Consider the following 14,707-nt stretch of genomic DNA (forward strand, 5'->3'; position numbering starts at 1 on the left):
GAGCAGGGCCTGCAGAACCTGGGTTACCGTTTCCCTCACTGCTTCCCTCAAGATCATCTGGAGGGTATCCTGATCCATGGGGTACCTCCTCTCCCGTTGGTACCCCCATTCATACACATACCCTTACACATAATTCCTTACACGACCGGCAAGGACGAGAAAGTGCGCATCCAGGGTAAGCACCGGGGCCTTCCAGGCCAGGGCCGTGGCCGCCACATACGCGTCGGAAAACCCAAGGGGTAGGTTCTGGTAGCGCAGAGCCAAGCGACGGGCTTCAGGAAGGATCCCCCGGTCCCAATAGCCTGTGAAGAACCCCGCCTCGAGGTCTTCCAGAAAGCGGTACCCCAATCCCCATGCGCCTTTCCAAAAGATAAGCCACCTCCGCAAGGAGAGGAACGGGGAAGAGGAGCTCCCCCGGAAAGGTTTCTAACTCTTGCCTAACCCAGGCGTGGTCTGGATCCCTCGCGTTCACCCAAGCAAAAAGTGCGGAGGTATCTATAACCAAAGCCCTGCTACCCGTGCGCACGGCTTTCAGTCTTCCCCTCCCATATAGCCTCCAGCCAAGCCTCCACGGTCCTCCCTGAAAGCTCGAGATCCTGGCCTGCCCCCAAGGACTTCGGCTCTGGGCGCGCAAGATAACGAGCCAGAGCCTCCCGGATGATCTCCGATTGGGAACGGCCTTCCCGCCTCGCCTTGAGAGCGAGAAGGCGTTTAAGTTCCTTGGGCAGGTATAGGGTGATCTTCTCCATGTCTCCATTCTACCGGCACCAGGACCCCACAGGGCATAAAAAAGCGCGCCCCCTTTGGGGCGCCCATCTGGTGGAGGTGGGGGGAGTTGAACCCCCGTCCGAAGGTCCCTACAGCGGCCGTCTACGCGCGTAGTCCGCGTTTTGGGTGTCCCCCAGGCTTAGCCCGCGGACGGGCGGCCAGGGGCAAGCCCTCTTGGGCTTCGCCTAGGGTTAGAGGGCGTGGCCCCAGGCTAGCCGGTTTTGTGTCCCCACGCTGGCGAGCCACCGGCGAGGCTTCCAGGCGAGGGCGCGGCGATTAGGCCGCGAGCGCGTAAGCAGGCTTGTTGGCCTTTGTGGGTTTGCGGGTTTTGACGAGGCCACCCGCACCTCGGCGCGCAGGCTCGCCCTCGGCGACCCCCGTCGAGACCGTTCACCCCCATGTGCGGGCCGGGCTTGGACCGACCAAGCTTGAGTATAGGGGACTAAAGGGGTTGTAGTCAAGGGGCAGGGCGGTGTAAACTGGGGGCAGTGCTCCCAAGGGAGGGGGGTGGGCTCAGCCCACCCTTCCTTTGTGAAGGGAGGTGGGGAGGTGCCGGTGGACCTTTGGCAGCTGGTGAAGGAAGCGGTGGAGCCCTTGGACCTCGAGGTCCTCGAGGTCCATCTGGGCCGGGGGGAGCTTCTCGTAAGGCTGGAGCGCAAGGACGAGCGGCCCATCACCGTGGCCGACCTGGAGCGGGCCAGCCGGGCCATAGAGGCCCTCCTGGACCGAGAGGACCCCATCCCGGGAAGCTATAGGCTTCTGGTGGAATCCCCAGGCCCCAAGCGCCCCCTTTTCACCCGCCGCCACTTTGAGCGCTTCCAGGGCCTTAAGGCCAAGGTCCAGGGAGAGGAGAGCTTCACGGGGCGCATCCTGAGGGTGGAAGGGGACCTGGTGGTCTTTGGGGTCGGTGGAGAGGAAAAGGCGCTCAAGATCGGCACCTTCCGCGCCCACCTCGCCGAGTGGCCCGAGGAGCCGAGATAGAGGTGTAAGGATGAACCGGGAGTTCATAGAAGCCATGCAGCAGCTGGCCCTGGAACGGGGGGTCAGCACGGAAGAGGTTCTGGAGGCCTTCAAGGAGGCCTTGCGCAAGGCCTACCTCAAGCGGCAAAAGGGGCTTAGAAAAGAAGAGATAGACGAGGGCAAGGGGCCCGTGGTGGACGTCTACATTGACCCCCAGACGGGCCGGATTGAGATGGTGGAGGTCCGCACCGTGGTGGAGAAGGTGGAGGACCCCGATAAGGAGATCGCCCTCGCGGACGCCCTACAGTACGACCCCGAGGTCCAGGTGGGGGACGAGATGGAGTTCCCCATTGACCCCGAGGCCCTTTCCCGGATGGCCATCCAGGAACTCCGGCAGATGCTCACCCAGCGCCTGAAGGAGTCCGAGCGCAACCGCATCTACAACGAGTACAAGGACAAGGAGGGCCAGGTCCTCACCGGGGTGGTCACCCGGGTGGACAATCGGGGCAACGTCTTCGTGGAGCTGGGCCGGGGGGAGGCCTACCTGCCCAAATCCGAGCAGATCCCCACGGAGAAGTACCACCCAGGCCAGCGCATCAAGGTCTACCTCAAGAAGGTGGACCGCTCGGCCAAGGGACCTTCCCTCCTGGTGAGCCGGGCCCACGAGAAGCTCTTGGAGCACCTCCTCAAGCAGGAGGTGCCCGAGATCGCCGAGGGCATCGTGGAGGTCAAGGCCATCGCCCGGGAGCCCGGCCGCCGGAGCAAGGTGGCCGTCATGAGCCACAACCCCAACGTGGACCCCATCGGGGCTTGCATCGGCCATAAGGGGCAGAGGATCCAGGCGGTCTCCGCGGAGCTTGGGCGGGAAAAGGTGGACATCATCCTCTGGGCCAAGGACCCCAAGGAGTTCATAAGGAACGCCCTCTCCCCTGCCCAGGTGGGCTCCATTGAGCTGGACCCCGAGAAGAAGGTGGCCCGGGTAAAGGTGAGCAAGGACCAGCACTCCCTGGCCATCGGCGCCCAGGGGCAGAACGTGCGCCTGGCCTCCAAGCTCACCGGCTACGAGATCCAGTTTGAGGAGGCGGAGATCTCCGACCTGGACGAGGCCCTGCGCCGTGCGGCAGAGGAAGAGGAGGAAGCCCGGGAGAAGAAGGGCCGTGAGGCCTTTGAGAAGCTCTTCCGTGACCTCACATGAAGCACGTCCCCATAAGGATGTGCGTGGCCTGCCGGAGAAGGCGGCCCAAGGGGGAGCTTTTGCGGATTCTCCTCACGCCCGAAGGGTTTCAGATAGACCCAAGCGGAAAAGCGCCAGGCCGGGGGGCCTACGTCTGCCCCGACACCCCCGAGTGCTGGTCGGAAAAAAAGCTCAGGCGCTTCGCTGGAGCCAGGGCCAAGGCCTTAAGCGAAGCCCTACACGCCCTTTTAGGAGGTAAGGATGGCGAAGGTACGCATTTACCAGCTGGCCAAGGAGCTGGGCATGGAAAACCAGGAGCTCCTGGAGCTCCTTTCCCAGATGGGGGTGAGTTATAAGTCCCACGCCTCCACCCTGGAGGAAAAGGACGCGGAGGCGGTGCGGGAGCTGGTCAGGGAACAGCGGGGGCTTCAGGAAAAGCTGGCGGAGGAGGAGCGGAGGAAAAGCCTGCCTAAGCGCCCCCCTGTGGTGGTCATCATGGGCCACGTGGACCACGGGAAGACCACCCTCCTGGACTACCTCCGCAAAAGCCGCATCGCCGAGAAGGAGGCGGGGGGCATCACCCAGCACGTGGGCGCCTTTGAGGTGAAGACCCCAGGGGGCACGGTGGTCTTCATAGACACCCCAGGCCACGAGGCCTTCACCACCATCCGCCAGCGGGGGGCGAGGGTGGCGGACATCGCGGTGATCGTCATCGCTGCGGACGACGGCATCATGCCCCAGACGGAGGAGGCCATCGCCCACGCCAAGGCGGCCGGGGCGAAGATGATCTTCGCCCTCAACAAGATGGACCTGCCCCAGGCCGACCCCGAACGGGTGAAGCGGCAGCTCATGGAGCGGGGCTTCATCCCCGAGGAGTACGGCGGGGATGCCATTGTGGTGCCCATCAGCGCCAAGACCGGCAAAGGGGTGGACGACCTCCTGGAGATGATCCTCCTCCTGGCGGAGCTGGAAGACCTCCGGGCGGACCCCAACGCCGAGCCCAAGGGGGTCATCCTGGAGTCCCGGCTGGACAAGCAGGCGGGCATCCTGGTGAACATGCTGGTCCAGGAGGGCACCTTCCGCGTGGGGGACTATATCCTGGCCGGGGAGGCCTATGGGCGCATCCGGGCCATGACCGACGCGGACGGAAACCAAAGGAAAGAGGCGGGGCCCGGGAGCGCGGTCCAGGTCCTGGGCTTCCAGGAGCTTCCCCAGGCCGGGGAGGTAGTGGAGTGGGTGCCGGACCTCGAGGCCGCCAAGGAGATCGCCGAGGAGCGCAAGGAGGCCCGCCGCGCCCAGGAAGAGGAGGCCCAGGCCCGCCGCCCCAAGACCATGGCCGACCTCCTGAAGGCCATGCAGGAGGAGGGAAAGAAGGAGGTGAACCTCATCCTGCGGGCGGACACCCAGGGGTCCTTGGAGGCCATCCAGCACATCCTGGCCAAGGAGAGCACGGAGGAGGTGAAGATCAACGTCCTCCTGGCCCAGGTGGGCGCCCCCACGGAGTCCGACATCCTCCTGGCCCAGACTGCCCAGGCGGCCATCCTAGCCTTTGGGGTGAACCCTCCGGGCTCGGTGAAGAAGGCCGCGGAGCAGAAAGGGGTCCTCCTCAAAACCTTCCGCATCATCTACGACCTCATTGACGAGGTGCGGGCCATGGTGAGGGGGCAGAAGGAGCCCCAATACAAGGAGGAGGTCCTGGGCCGGGCCGAGGTGCGGGCCATCTTCCGCCTGCCTGGGGGCAAGCAGGTGGCGGGGTGCATGGTGACCCAGGGCCGGATCGTGCGGAGCGCGGAGGTGCGGGTCCTGCGCAAGGGCCAGGAGATCTGGAAAGGCCGGATTGCCAGCCTCAAGCGCTTCAAGGAAGACGTGCGCGAGGTGGCCCAGGGGTACGAGTGCGGGATTGGCCTCGAGGGCTTTGACGAGTTCCAGGAAGGGGATATCATAGAGGCCTTCCAGATGGTGGAGGTGCCCGCCTGAGGCTCGGCGCTTTAAAGCTCTTGGCCCTGCTGGCCCTCCTGGGCCAGGGGGTGTCCTGGCCTCGAGGCCAGGCCCAAGGGGAGGTGGGGCTCCTTCCCGGGGGGCCTTCCCTGGTGCTCAAGGAGGACCGGGGCCAGCTGGTCCTCTCCTCCCCCCTCCCCGCCCCACGCCCCCCAACCCTCCTCCTCTCCAGGCCCCTCCCCTCGCCCCTAGCCCCACCCCCAAGCCCCCCTCCGGGAAGGCGGCTTCACCTCCTCTACGCCCGGCTGCAGATGGATGGGGGGTAACACCCCCCACCCCAACGGGCCCATCGGCGTTAAGGCGTTTGGCAAAAAAGAGCGAGGTGGTACATGAAACCGAGGCTTTGGACCGGACTCTTTCTCTTAGGGCTTTTCCTCGTTTCCCTGTTGGTTGTCTGGAAACCCTGGGCTCCTCAGGAGCCCAAAATCCGCCTGGGGCTGGACCTTAAAGGGGGCCTGAGGATCGTCCTCGAGGCGGACGTGGAGAACCCCACCCTGGACGACCTGGAAAAGGCCAGGACCGTCCTGGAAAACCGCATCAACGCCCTGGGGGTGGCCGAGCCCCTCATCCAGATCCAGGGACAGAAGCGCATCGTGGTGGAGCTCCCCGGCCTCTCCCAGGCTGACCAGGACCGCGCCCTGAAGCTCATCGGCCAGCGGGCCGTCTTGGAGTTCCGCATCCTAAAAGACGGGGCCACGGGCACCACCGTGGCCCAGATCAACCAGGCCCTTCGGGAAAACCCACGCCTGAAGCGGGAGGAGTTGGAAAAGGACCTCATCAAGCCCGAGGACCTGGGGCCTCCCCTTCTCACGGGGGCCGACCTGGCGGACGCCCGGGCGGTCTTTGACCAGTTTGGCCGCCCCCAGGTGTCCCTCACCTTCACCCCGGAAGGGGCCAAGAAGTTTGAGGAGGTCACCCGGGCCAACGTGGGCAAGCGCCTGGCCATTGTCCTGGACGGGAAGGTCTACACCGCCCCCGTGATCCGCCAGGCCATCACCGGCGGCCAGGCGGTGATTGAGGGGCTTTCCGGCCTGGAAGAGGCCAGCGAGATCGCCCTGGTCCTCCGCTCCGGCTCCCTGCCCGTGCCCCTCAAGGTGGCGGAGATCCGGGCCATCGGCCCCACCCTGGGCCAAGACGCCATCCAAGCCGGCATCCGCTCAGCCCTCATCGGCACCCTGGCCATCTTCCTCCTCATCTTCGCCTACTACGGCCCAAGCCTAGGCCTGGTGGCCTCCTTAGGCCTCATCTACACCTCGGTGCTCATCCTGGGCCTCCTCTCGGGGCTCGGGGCCACCCTGACCCTCCCCGGCATCGCCGGCTTGGTCCTCACCCTGGGCGCGGCGGTGGACGGGAACGTGCTCTCCTTTGAGCGCATCAAGGAGGAGCTCCGGGCAGGAAAAAGGTTCCGCCAGGCCATCCCCGAGGGCTTCAAGCACTCCACCCTCACCATCCTGGACGTGAACGCGGCCCACCTCCTGGCCGCGGCCGCCCTCTACCAGTACGCCACCGGCCCGGTGCGGGGCTTCGCGGTCATCCTGGCCATCGGGGTGGTGGCCAGCGTCTTCTCCAACCTGGTGTTCAGCCGCTACCTCCTGGAGCGGATGGCCGAGCGGGGGGAGATCCGCCCGCCCATGTGGCTGGTGAACCCCCGCTTCAACTTCATGGGCCCGGCCCGCTTCATCACCGTGGCCTCCCTCCTCCTAGCCCTCCTGGCCGCAGGGGTGGTCCTCACCAAGGGCTTCAACTACAGCATTGACTTCACCGGGGGCACGGCCTTCACCCTAAGGACCAGCCCCGAGGTGGGGGTGGACACCCTAAGGCGCTTCCTGGAGGCGAAGGGCTTCCCCGCCAAGGAGGCGGTGATCACCCAGGTCCAGGCCCCAGCGGCGGATTACCGGGAGTACGCCCTGAAGCTCCCGCCCCTCTCTGACGAGAAGCGGCTTAGGCTAGAACGCCTGCTCAGGGAGGAGCTCAAGGCCGAGGTCCTCACCTCCGAAACCGTGGGGCCGGCCATAGGGGCCGAGCTTCGGCAGAACGCCGTGAAGGCGGTTCTGGTGGGGCTTGGCCTGATCCTCATCTACGTGGCCTTCCGCTTTGACTGGGCCTTCGGGGTGGCCAGCGTCCTGGCCGTGGCCCACGACGTGGCCCTGGTGGCGGGAATGTATAGCCTCCTTGGCCTGGAGTTCTCCATCCCCACCATCGCTGCCCTCCTCACCATTGTGGGCTACTCCATCAACGATTCCATCGTGGTCTCGGACCGGATCCGGGAGAACCAGAAGCTCCTCCGGGGCGTGCCCTTCGTGGAGGTGGTGAACCGCTCCATCAACCAGACCCTCTCCCGCACCGTGATGACCAGCCTCACCACCCTGCTCCCCATCATCGCCCTCCTTTTCCTTGGGGGGAGCGTCCTTAGGGACTTCTCCTTGGCCATCCTGGTGGGCATCTTCGTGGGGACGTACAGCTCCATCTACGTGGTCTCGGCCCTGGTGGTCTTCTGGCGGAGCTTCCGGCAGGCCCGGGTGAAGAAGCCCGCCTAAAGACCCCTTCGCCCCCCGGGCCCCTAGGGGTCCGGGGGATTTTCCACTGCAAAAGGCGCCACCCGCCTCAAGGGGAGGCCTTCCGCCTTGGCCCAGGCCTCGAGGGCCTCCGCCTCTCTATCCCTGAAAAAGGCGCAGATCTTCTGGTAAGCCGGGTTCTCCGGGCAAGCGGGGGAAAAGGCCGCCCCTAAGAGCTCAGAAAGGCCCGCCCTCTCACAAAAAAGGGCCCAGAGGTGGGGCTCGAGGGCCGCCAGGGCCACCTCACCCCCTTTAGCGGGGTAGACCCCGTAGCAGAGGACGGAGCCGTCCAGGAAGGGGATCTCGGGGTAGGCCAGCTCCTTCACCGCCTCCGAAAGCGCCACCTCGTACAAGCCCCCGCCCAAGAGGAGCCCCTTCAGGGCTATGAGGGCCACCGCCAAGGCCCCCGCCAGATCGGCGAACTGGAAGGCCCGCCAGGGAAAGCGCCCCAAAAGCCCCGCCTCCGCCAGGTAGGTGAGGTCGTGGCCGGGGTCGGGGCGGTCCGGGTACCCCCGGAGGCGCACGTAGACCAGCCGGGGGTTCTCCCGGAGGAGGACCTCCGGCCCCACCCCAAGCCGCTCCATGACCCCCGGGCGGTTGGAGTCCAGGAGGAGGGCGCTTTCCCGCGCCAGGGCGAGGAGGCGCTTGCGGCCCGCCTCCCCTTTCAGGTCCAGGACCTCTACCCTCTTCCCCGCATTCAGGAAGCGATAGGCCTCGGGGGCGAGGGACGAAAGGGGGTCGCCCCCTGGGGGCTCCAGCTTGAGCACGGGGAAGCCGAGCCTGAGGAGGAACCGCCCCGCCAAGGGCCCGGGAAGGAAGCGGGTCAGGTCCAAGACCCTACCGGGGGGGAAGGCGGAGGGCCCCATCCAGGCGGATCACCTCCCCGTTCAGCATGGGGTTTTCCAGGATGTGGAGGACAAGGGCGGCGTACTCCTCTGGCCGACCCAGGCGCTTGGGGAAGGGCACCTGGGCGGCCAAGGCCTCCTGGACCTTCTCGGGAAGCCCCTGGAGCATGGGGGTGGCGAAGACCCCGGGGGCCACGGTCACCACCCGGATGCCCCACTCCGAAAGCTCCCGGGCCACAGGCAGGGTGAGGCCCACCACCCCCGCCTTGCTGGCGGCGTAGGCCGCCTGGCCGATCTGGCCCTCGTAGGCGGCTACGCTGGCGGTGTTCACGATGACCCCCCGCTGGCCCTCCGAGTCCGGGCTGTTTTCCCGCATGGCCCAGGCGGCCAGGCGCAGGGCGTTGAAAGTACCAAGGAGGTTGACCTCCAAAACCCGCCGGAAGGCGGCCAGGCCATGGGGGCCTTCCCGGGTGAGGACCTTCTCCGCGTGGGCCACCCCCGCAGCGTTCACCAGGGCAAAGAGGGGGGCTTCCCCCACCGCCTTTTCCACCGCCCGCCTCACCTCCTCCTCCTCCACAACACTCCCCTCCACGTAGAGGAGGTCGTCGGGGCCCGGCTTGAGGTCCAGGACCACCACCCGGAAGCCCCGGGCCTTCAGGGCCAAGGCGGCCGCCCGACCAAGCCCCGAGGCCCCACCCGTGACCAAGGCGCTCCGCTCCATGCCCATCCCCCCTAAAGCCTCTGGATCACCGTGGCCGTGGCCTGGCCGTGGCCGATGCACATCACCTGGAGGCCGAACTCCCCGCCCCGCCTTTCCAGCTCGTGGAGGAGCTTGGTCATGAGCACCGCCCCCGTGGCCCCTAAGGGGTGGCCGTGGGCGATGGCACCCCCTAGGGGGTTGACCCGCTCGGGGTCGGCCCCCGTCTCCTCCAAAAAGGCCAGGACCACGCTGGCGAAGGCCTCGTTGACCTCTATCACGTCCAGGTCTCTAAAGGAAAGCCGGGCCCTCTCCAAGGCCGTCTTGGCCGCGGGGATGACTTCCAAAAGCTGCAAGGTGGGGTCCCCCGCCACCACCACCCGGGCCAGGAAGCGGGCCCTGGGCCTAAGCCCCAGGGCCTCGGCCCTTCCCCGGTCCCCAAGAAGTAGGGCCGCGGCCCCGTCAGAGATCTGGCTGCTGTTCCCGGCGGTCACCACCCCATCTTCCCGGAAGGCGGGCTTGAGGGCGAGCATCCTGTCCAGGCTCGCGTCCGGACGGACCCCCTCGTCCCACTCCAGGAGAAAGGGCCGGCCCTCCGCTTCCAGGCCCTCCAGGGGCAGAAGCTGGGCGCGGAAGTAGCCCTTCTCCGTGGCCAGGGCGGCCCGCCGGTGGGAAAGGAGCCCCCACCGGTCCAGGTCCTCCCGGGAAAAGCCATACTTCCTCGCGATCCTTTCCGCGCTCTCCCCCTGGTGGACCAGCTCATAGCGGCGGAAGAGCTCGGGGTTTAGGGTCTGGAACCCACCTCCGATGTCGGAGAACATGGGCACCCGGGTCATGCTCTCCACGCCCCCCGCCATGGCGAAGGCCATGTCCCCCGCGGCGATGGCCTGGGCGGCGAAGTGAACGGCCTGCTGGCTGGAACCGCACATCCGGTTTAGGGTGACCGCGGGCACCTCCTTGGGGAGGCGGGAGAGGAGGACCCCAAGCCGCCCCACGTTGGCCCCCTGCTCCCCCACCTGGGTCACGCAGCCCGTGACCACGTCCTCCACCTGGTGGGGGTCCAAACGCGTCCGCTCCAGGAGGGCATCCAGCACCTTAGCGTAAAGGGCATCGGGCCGCCAAGCCCTAAGGGCCCCGTTCCGCTTGCCGATGGGGGTGCGCACCGCCTCGAGGATCACCGCTTCTCCCATCCCCGCCTCCTTAAAAGCTCCCTCAGCACGATGAGCCTTTGGATCTCCCCCGTGCCCTCGTAGATCTGGAGCACCTTGGCGTCCCGGTAGAGCTTGGCCACGGGGTACTCCTCGCTATAGCCGTTGGCCCCGAAGACCTGGACCGCCTCCACCGCACCCCTTAGGGCGGCATCCGCAGCCAGGGCCTTGGCCGCCGCGGCCTCCAAGGCGTTGGGCTCTCCCTTTTCCGCCAGCCCCGCGGCCCGGAGGGCGAGGAGGCGGAGGGCCTCGAGGTCCATGCCCATCTCCGCCAACTTGAATCCCACCCCTTCATGCTCCCAAAGGGGCTTGCCGAAGGCTTCCCGAAGGTTAGCGTAGGCGAGGGCCTCGTCCAGGGCGCGGCCCAAAAGGCCCAGGGCCAACCCCGCCACCATGGGCCGGGAACGGTTGAAGACCCGCATGGCCAGCCGGAACCCTTCCCGGGTGAGGAGGGCCTGCTCGGGCACAAACACCCCTTCCAAGTAAACCTCTGCCGCAGGGGAAGCCTTCTGGCCCAGCTTGGGCAAGGGGGGGCCCACCTCCACCCCCCGTTCCCGCTCCACCAGGAAGAGGGCGATCCCCTCCCGCCCTTCCCCCAGCCGGGCAAAGACCAGGAAAAAGGCGGCCTCGGGAGCGTGGCTGATCCAGGTTTTTCGCCCCCAGAGCCGGTACCCTCCCGGCACGGGCTCGGCGCGGGCGGTTATGGCGGCCACGTCTGAACCCGCCTGGGGTTCGGTGAGGGCGTAGCTGGCCACCTCCGTCCGGAGACGGGGAAGAAAGCCCTGGGCGTAGGGACTTCCCGAAAGGAGGAGGGCATCGGCCACCAGGTTGTTGAGGAGGAGCGCCGCGGCGATGCCCGTGCAGGCGTAGCCCAGCTCCTCCGCCACCCCCACCAGGGCCAGCGGGCCGAGCCCCGCCCCTCCCCTCTCCTCGGGGACTACCAGGACAGGGAACCCCAGCTCCGCCGCCTCCCGGAAAAGGGGCCAAGGGAAACGGGCCACCCGGTCCCAGTGGGCCGCCTGGGGCAGGATCCGCTCCCGGGCAAACCGACGGGCCAGGGCCCGGACTTGTTCCTCCACGGCCCAAGTATACCGGGCGTCCACCCCTGTAGACTGGGGAACCGTGAAGGGGGTCTTGCGGGTCCTCGAGGCCCTGCCCAACCCCAAAGCCCCCCTGGCTCTGCGCAAGAGGGGCCTTTGGGCCTACGCCGGTGGGATCCTGGCCCTCCACGGCCTGGTGCTCCTTTCCCTCTTCCCCCTTCTTCCCCCTGCGGGCCACCCCCTCCTTTGGGGGCTGGCCTTTCTGGGCCTGGGCGGGGTGGCGCTTGGGGTCCGGGGCAGCCTAAGGGAAAGGGACCCCCTCGCCCCCCTGGTGGCCCTCGGGCTTGGGGGGGCGGGGTTTTTCTTCCTGGGGGTGATGGGCCTTCTCCTAAGGCCCGAGGGGCTTTTTCTTTTTCCCCTTGGGGGGGGCTTCTTCTTCCTGGCCCTCAAGGCCGCGGAGACCGCGCTCGCCAGGCCAAAAGAACATCCAGGGGGCGGGAACGGGCCAGGGCCTGGATCTCCTTAAGCCGCGCCCGGGCCCGCTCCTGGCCGAGCCAGTAGACCAGGGGCAGCTTCCCGTGGTCAAAGGTGTCTATGGGGACAGGGGGGTTCAGGCGGAGGACCACGTCGGCCTCCTTGAGGGCCAGCTCCTTAAGCCTTCTCCGGCTTGCCTCTCCTGCCAGGAGGGCGGCCTCGAGGGCCGTCCTGGGGCCCTCCATGGGGGGCAGGTTGGACACGTCCACCGCCACCACCTTGGGGAAAAGGGCCTTGGCCGCCCGCACGGGCACCTTCTCCGCCACGTCCCCATCTACCAGGAGGCGGCCCTCCCACTCCACCGGAGGGAAGAGGCCGGGAATGGCCATGCTGGCCAAGACCGCCCGCCACACCGGGCCCTCCCTCAAGACCACCCCCTCCCCCGTGAGGAGGTCCGCGGCCTGGAGGGCCAAGGGGATGGGGCTTTCCTCTAGATGGGCCTCCCCGAAAAGGGCCTTAAGCCCCTCCTCCACCCGTTCCCAGCCCACCAGGTGGGGCCTTCTTAGGGCGGTGAAGAGGCGGGCCAAGGCCCTGAGGCTTCCCGCCTTTTGCAAAGAGGCCACCTCCTGGTCAAAGAGGGCCTCCTGGATCCGGAAGGGGTCCTTGTGGCCGAAGGCCCAGGCGGCGGCGGCTAAGGCCCCCGCCGAGCTTCCCGCAAGGGCGCGAATGGGAACCCCGGCCTCCTCCAGGACCTTGAGAACCCCCAGATGGGCGTAACCCCGTACACCCCCCCCACCCAGGGCCAGCGCAACACCCCGCATACCCGAGTCCAAGCTTATACCCGCCCCCCCTTTCGGATATTCAACCGCATACTCACGCCACCGCCCTGAGCATCTGACCGATCCCTCACACCTGCGCCCCCACCCGCTCAAGACAAAAGCCCCATCGGCCCCTTTAAAAGTCCAAGCCTGGCGGAGCTACAAGGGCCCTTTCCTGTGGCCTCGGAATAAGGGCCAGATCAGGTGAATAAAGGCCGTGCTCCCTAGAACCCCTGGGGGGTGTTTCCTTCCTGAGCCCTTAGGGCCTTACCCAGAAGGATGCCCTCCTCTAGCTCTTTTTTCCAGCGCTCCTCCTCCCTTTGCAAAAGCCTCTCCACCGGCACGAAGGGGTTCACCCGGAAACGGTCCCCGGGAAGAGCCAGCCAGAGGTCCTGCCCTGAGACCGATCTCCAAAAGGGACGGCCCAGGGCTTCCCTGGCCTCCACCAGGGCCTCCGCCAGGGGGAGGGGAATGGGCCCTTCCCCAAAGGCCTGGAAGTACCGGTTGAACCCCGGGTGGTCCACCCTAAGCCCTTCCCGGGGGCGGAAGCGGAGGGCCTCCCGGACCAGGTAGCCCAAGACGAAAAGAAAGAAGGGGACCATGGGCCAGAGGACCACGAGAACTTCCCCCAGGCTCTTCCCGCTCATCCTCAGGAGCCCGTAGAGGAATAGTCCCCCCACGAGGAGAAGGCCCAAAGGGACGAAGGCCAAAAGGGCCCAGTTGACCCGGCCGGGGTAGGAGAGGGCGCCTTTGGGCGCCACCCGGAAGGACCCCGCCACCTTCCCTGGAAGGCGGAAGCGGTAGACCCGCCCCCGGAAGCGGTAGTAGGGGAAGGCCCACCGGCCCCGCCACAGGTGGATATCGGCGGCAACCAAGGGGAGGCCTTCCACCTCCCCCTCCACCCGGTCCTCGCTCTCGTAGCCCCTCCTCCTCAGGTCCGCCATGGCCCACCTTTCCGGTGGGGGCAGAAGGCCAGAAGAGGCCACCTCCTCCCAGGGGATCCCCTCGGGGTCATAGCGGAGGCCCAGGCGCTCTGCCATCCGGGGCAGGAAGGCCTCCTTGAGCCTCTCCTGGTAAACCCACAAAAGGGCCAGGGCTAGGGCCAAAAAGAGGGCCCCCACCAGGACCACCCAGCCCCTTCCCGCCCACAGGATCACCCCCACCCCCAGGAGGGAAAGGACCGCCGAGGAGAGGAGAGTCCACCGTCGTAGGGTCTCCAGCTCCGCTGGGCTTGGGGGGGGTTCTGCTTCCTCTAGCTCGTGCGGAGTTCTATCTTCAGCGGGCATACCTCATTACTCTAGGGGAGGCGGGTGTGGTTCTACAGGCTGACCCCCTTGACTTCATAGCCCCAAGGGGGGTTATACCCGCCTCTAGGGAAGTTCTGCCCTACAATAGCCCCATGCAGCCCGACCTTGAGAAGGTGCCTGGGGTCTTGGGGGAGATCGCCCGAAAGCGGCTCGCCGAGGTGCGCCCCTACCCCTTACCGCCCCCACCCCCCATCCCCTCCTTCCGGGAAGCCCTCCTTGGCCCTGGGCTTTCTGTCATCGCGGAGATCAAGAAGAAAAGCCCCTCCCAAGGGCCCATCCGCGAGGTGGACCCCCTGGAGGCCGCCTTGGCCTACGCCCGGGGCGGGGCCAGGGCCCTAAGCGTCCTCACCGAACCCCACTGGTTCGGGGGGCGCCTCGAGGACCTGGTGCGGGCCCGGGGGGCGGGCCTTCCCCTCCTGCGCAAGGACTTCGTGGTGGACCCCTTCATGCTGGAGGAGGCCCGGGCCTTCGGGGCGAGCGCCGCCCTCCTCATCGTGGCCCTTTTAGGGGAGCGCACGGGGGATTACCTGGAGTGGGCGCGGCGGGCAGGCCTGGACGCCCTGGTGGAGGTGCACACGGAACGAGAGCTGGAGGTGGCCCTCGAGGCCGGGGCGGAGATCCTCGGGGTGAACAACCGGGACCTCCACACCCTGGCCATAGACCTCACCACGGCCCCCCGCCTGGGGCGCCTGGCCCGGGCCCGGGGGTTTTCTGGGCTTTTGGTGGCCGAGTCAGGCTACCGGAGGCGGGAGGAGCTTAGGGCCCTGGAGGGACTTTTTGACGCGGTCCTCATCGGGACGAGCCTCATGGAGAAGGCGAGCCAGGAGGAAGCCCTAAGGGGGCTTTTGGGGTTAGGATAGGCC

General features: G+C 67.0%; 17 protein-coding genes and 1 other RNA gene. 8 read left to right on the forward strand and 10 right to left on the reverse strand.

What is annotated here, in order from left to right:
* Positions 1 to 123: 123 nt before the first annotated feature.
* The 4 genes from WKI94_RS02580 to ssrA form a co-directional block, all read right to left on the reverse strand.
* On the reverse strand, positions 124 to 348 hold the full coding sequence (locus tag WKI94_RS02580) for a PIN domain-containing protein (RefSeq protein WP_337844211.1): 225 nt from the start codon (positions 346 to 348) through the stop codon (positions 124 to 126).
* Positions 275 to 526 carry a PIN domain-containing protein gene (locus WKI94_RS02585; protein ID WP_337844212.1) on the reverse strand — a complete coding sequence of 84 codons (252 nt, stop codon included), beginning with the start codon at positions 524 to 526 and terminating at the stop codon, positions 275 to 277. Before WKI94_RS02585 ends, WKI94_RS02580 begins: the two co-directional genes overlap by 74 nt.
* The gene (locus tag WKI94_RS02590) at positions 513 to 749 is read right to left on the reverse strand and encodes a CopG family transcriptional regulator (RefSeq protein ID WP_337844213.1); all 237 of its coding nucleotides are present in this window, start codon (positions 747 to 749) and stop codon (positions 513 to 515) included. Before WKI94_RS02590 ends, WKI94_RS02585 begins: the two co-directional genes overlap by 14 nt.
* A gap of 68 nt (positions 750 to 817) precedes the next feature.
* Positions 818 to 1,166: a transfer-messenger RNA gene (gene ssrA, locus WKI94_RS02595) on the reverse strand.
* A gap of 157 nt (positions 1,167 to 1,323) precedes the next feature.
* Here ssrA and rimP point away from each other — a divergent pair.
* From rimP to secD, 6 genes are all read left to right on the forward strand, one after another.
* Positions 1,324 to 1,749 carry a ribosome maturation factor RimP gene (gene rimP, locus WKI94_RS02600; RefSeq protein WP_337844253.1) on the forward strand — a complete coding sequence of 142 codons (426 nt, stop codon included), beginning with the start codon at positions 1,324 to 1,326 and terminating at the stop codon, positions 1,747 to 1,749.
* A 10-nt stretch (positions 1,750 to 1,759) separates the two neighbouring features.
* Positions 1,760 to 2,923: a transcription termination factor NusA gene (nusA, locus tag WKI94_RS02605; protein WP_337844214.1), complete on the forward strand. Its 1,164-nt coding sequence runs from the start codon at positions 1,760 to 1,762 to the stop codon at positions 2,921 to 2,923.
* Entirely contained in the window at positions 2,920 to 3,258 is a 339-nt protein-coding gene (locus WKI94_RS02610) for a YlxR family protein (RefSeq protein WP_337844215.1), read from the forward strand. Before nusA ends, WKI94_RS02610 begins: the two co-directional genes overlap by 4 nt.
* Entirely contained in the window at positions 3,164 to 4,879 is a 1,716-nt protein-coding gene (gene infB / locus WKI94_RS02615; protein ID WP_337844216.1) for a translation initiation factor IF-2, read from the forward strand. Before WKI94_RS02610 ends, infB begins: the two co-directional genes overlap by 95 nt.
* A gap of 20 nt (positions 4,880 to 4,899) precedes the next feature.
* Positions 4,900 to 5,166: a hypothetical protein gene (locus WKI94_RS02620; protein WP_337844217.1), complete on the forward strand. Its 267-nt coding sequence runs from the start codon at positions 4,900 to 4,902 to the stop codon at positions 5,164 to 5,166.
* Positions 5,167 to 5,229: 63 nt separating this feature from the next.
* Positions 5,230 to 7,437, forward strand: a complete 2,208-nt coding sequence (secD, locus tag WKI94_RS02625) for a protein translocase subunit SecD (protein ID WP_337844218.1) — start codon at positions 5,230 to 5,232, stop codon at positions 7,435 to 7,437.
* 23 nt (positions 7,438 to 7,460) lie between these two features.
* On the opposite strand, the gene WKI94_RS02630 is transcribed toward secD, so the two are convergent.
* Genes WKI94_RS02630 through WKI94_RS02645 form a run of 4 tightly spaced genes read right to left on the reverse strand, consistent with a single transcriptional unit; the run spans position 7,461 to position 11,284 of the window.
* Positions 7,461 to 8,321, reverse strand: a complete 861-nt coding sequence (locus WKI94_RS02630) for a CoA transferase (RefSeq protein ID WP_337844219.1) — start codon at positions 8,319 to 8,321, stop codon at positions 7,461 to 7,463.
* The gene (locus tag WKI94_RS02635; protein ID WP_337844220.1) at positions 8,293 to 9,021 is read right to left on the reverse strand and encodes an SDR family NAD(P)-dependent oxidoreductase; all 729 of its coding nucleotides are present in this window, start codon (positions 9,019 to 9,021) and stop codon (positions 8,293 to 8,295) included. Before WKI94_RS02635 ends, WKI94_RS02630 begins: the two co-directional genes overlap by 29 nt.
* Before the next feature lie 11 nt (positions 9,022 to 9,032).
* Entirely contained in the window at positions 9,033 to 10,187 is a 1,155-nt protein-coding gene (locus WKI94_RS02640; RefSeq protein ID WP_337844221.1) for a thiolase family protein, read from the reverse strand.
* Positions 10,172 to 11,284 carry an acyl-CoA dehydrogenase family protein gene (locus WKI94_RS02645; RefSeq protein ID WP_337844222.1) on the reverse strand — a complete coding sequence of 371 codons (1,113 nt, stop codon included), beginning with the start codon at positions 11,282 to 11,284 and terminating at the stop codon, positions 10,172 to 10,174. Before WKI94_RS02645 ends, WKI94_RS02640 begins: the two co-directional genes overlap by 16 nt.
* 43 nt (positions 11,285 to 11,327) lie before the next feature.
* Here WKI94_RS02645 and WKI94_RS02650 point away from each other — a divergent pair, with 43 nt between their 5' ends.
* On the forward strand, positions 11,328 to 11,771 hold the full coding sequence (locus WKI94_RS02650) for a hypothetical protein (protein ID WP_337844223.1): 444 nt from the start codon (positions 11,328 to 11,330) through the stop codon (positions 11,769 to 11,771).
* On the opposite strand, the gene WKI94_RS02655 is transcribed toward WKI94_RS02650, so the two are convergent.
* Both WKI94_RS02655 and WKI94_RS02660 read right to left on the reverse strand, forming a co-directional pair.
* Positions 11,692 to 12,540, reverse strand: coding sequence for a patatin-like phospholipase family protein (locus WKI94_RS02655; RefSeq protein WP_337844224.1), 849 nt, complete (start codon positions 12,538 to 12,540; stop codon positions 11,692 to 11,694). The two genes, WKI94_RS02650 and WKI94_RS02655, sit on opposite strands and share 80 nt — an antisense overlap.
* Positions 12,541 to 12,761: 221 nt before the next feature.
* Positions 12,762 to 13,823 (reverse strand): hypothetical protein, encoded by a 1,062-nt coding sequence (locus WKI94_RS02660; protein WP_337844225.1) that lies wholly within the window; start codon positions 13,821 to 13,823, stop codon positions 12,762 to 12,764.
* A gap of 113 nt (positions 13,824 to 13,936) precedes the next feature.
* Between WKI94_RS02660 and trpC the strand changes: the two genes are divergently transcribed.
* Positions 13,937 to 14,704: an indole-3-glycerol phosphate synthase TrpC gene (gene trpC / locus WKI94_RS02665; protein ID WP_337844226.1), complete on the forward strand. Its 768-nt coding sequence runs from the start codon at positions 13,937 to 13,939 to the stop codon at positions 14,702 to 14,704.
* Positions 14,705 to 14,707: the final 3 nt, after the last annotated feature.

The organism is Thermus sp., from assembly GCF_037444525.1.
GTDB lineage: Bacteria > Deinococcota > Deinococci > Deinococcales > Thermaceae > Thermus.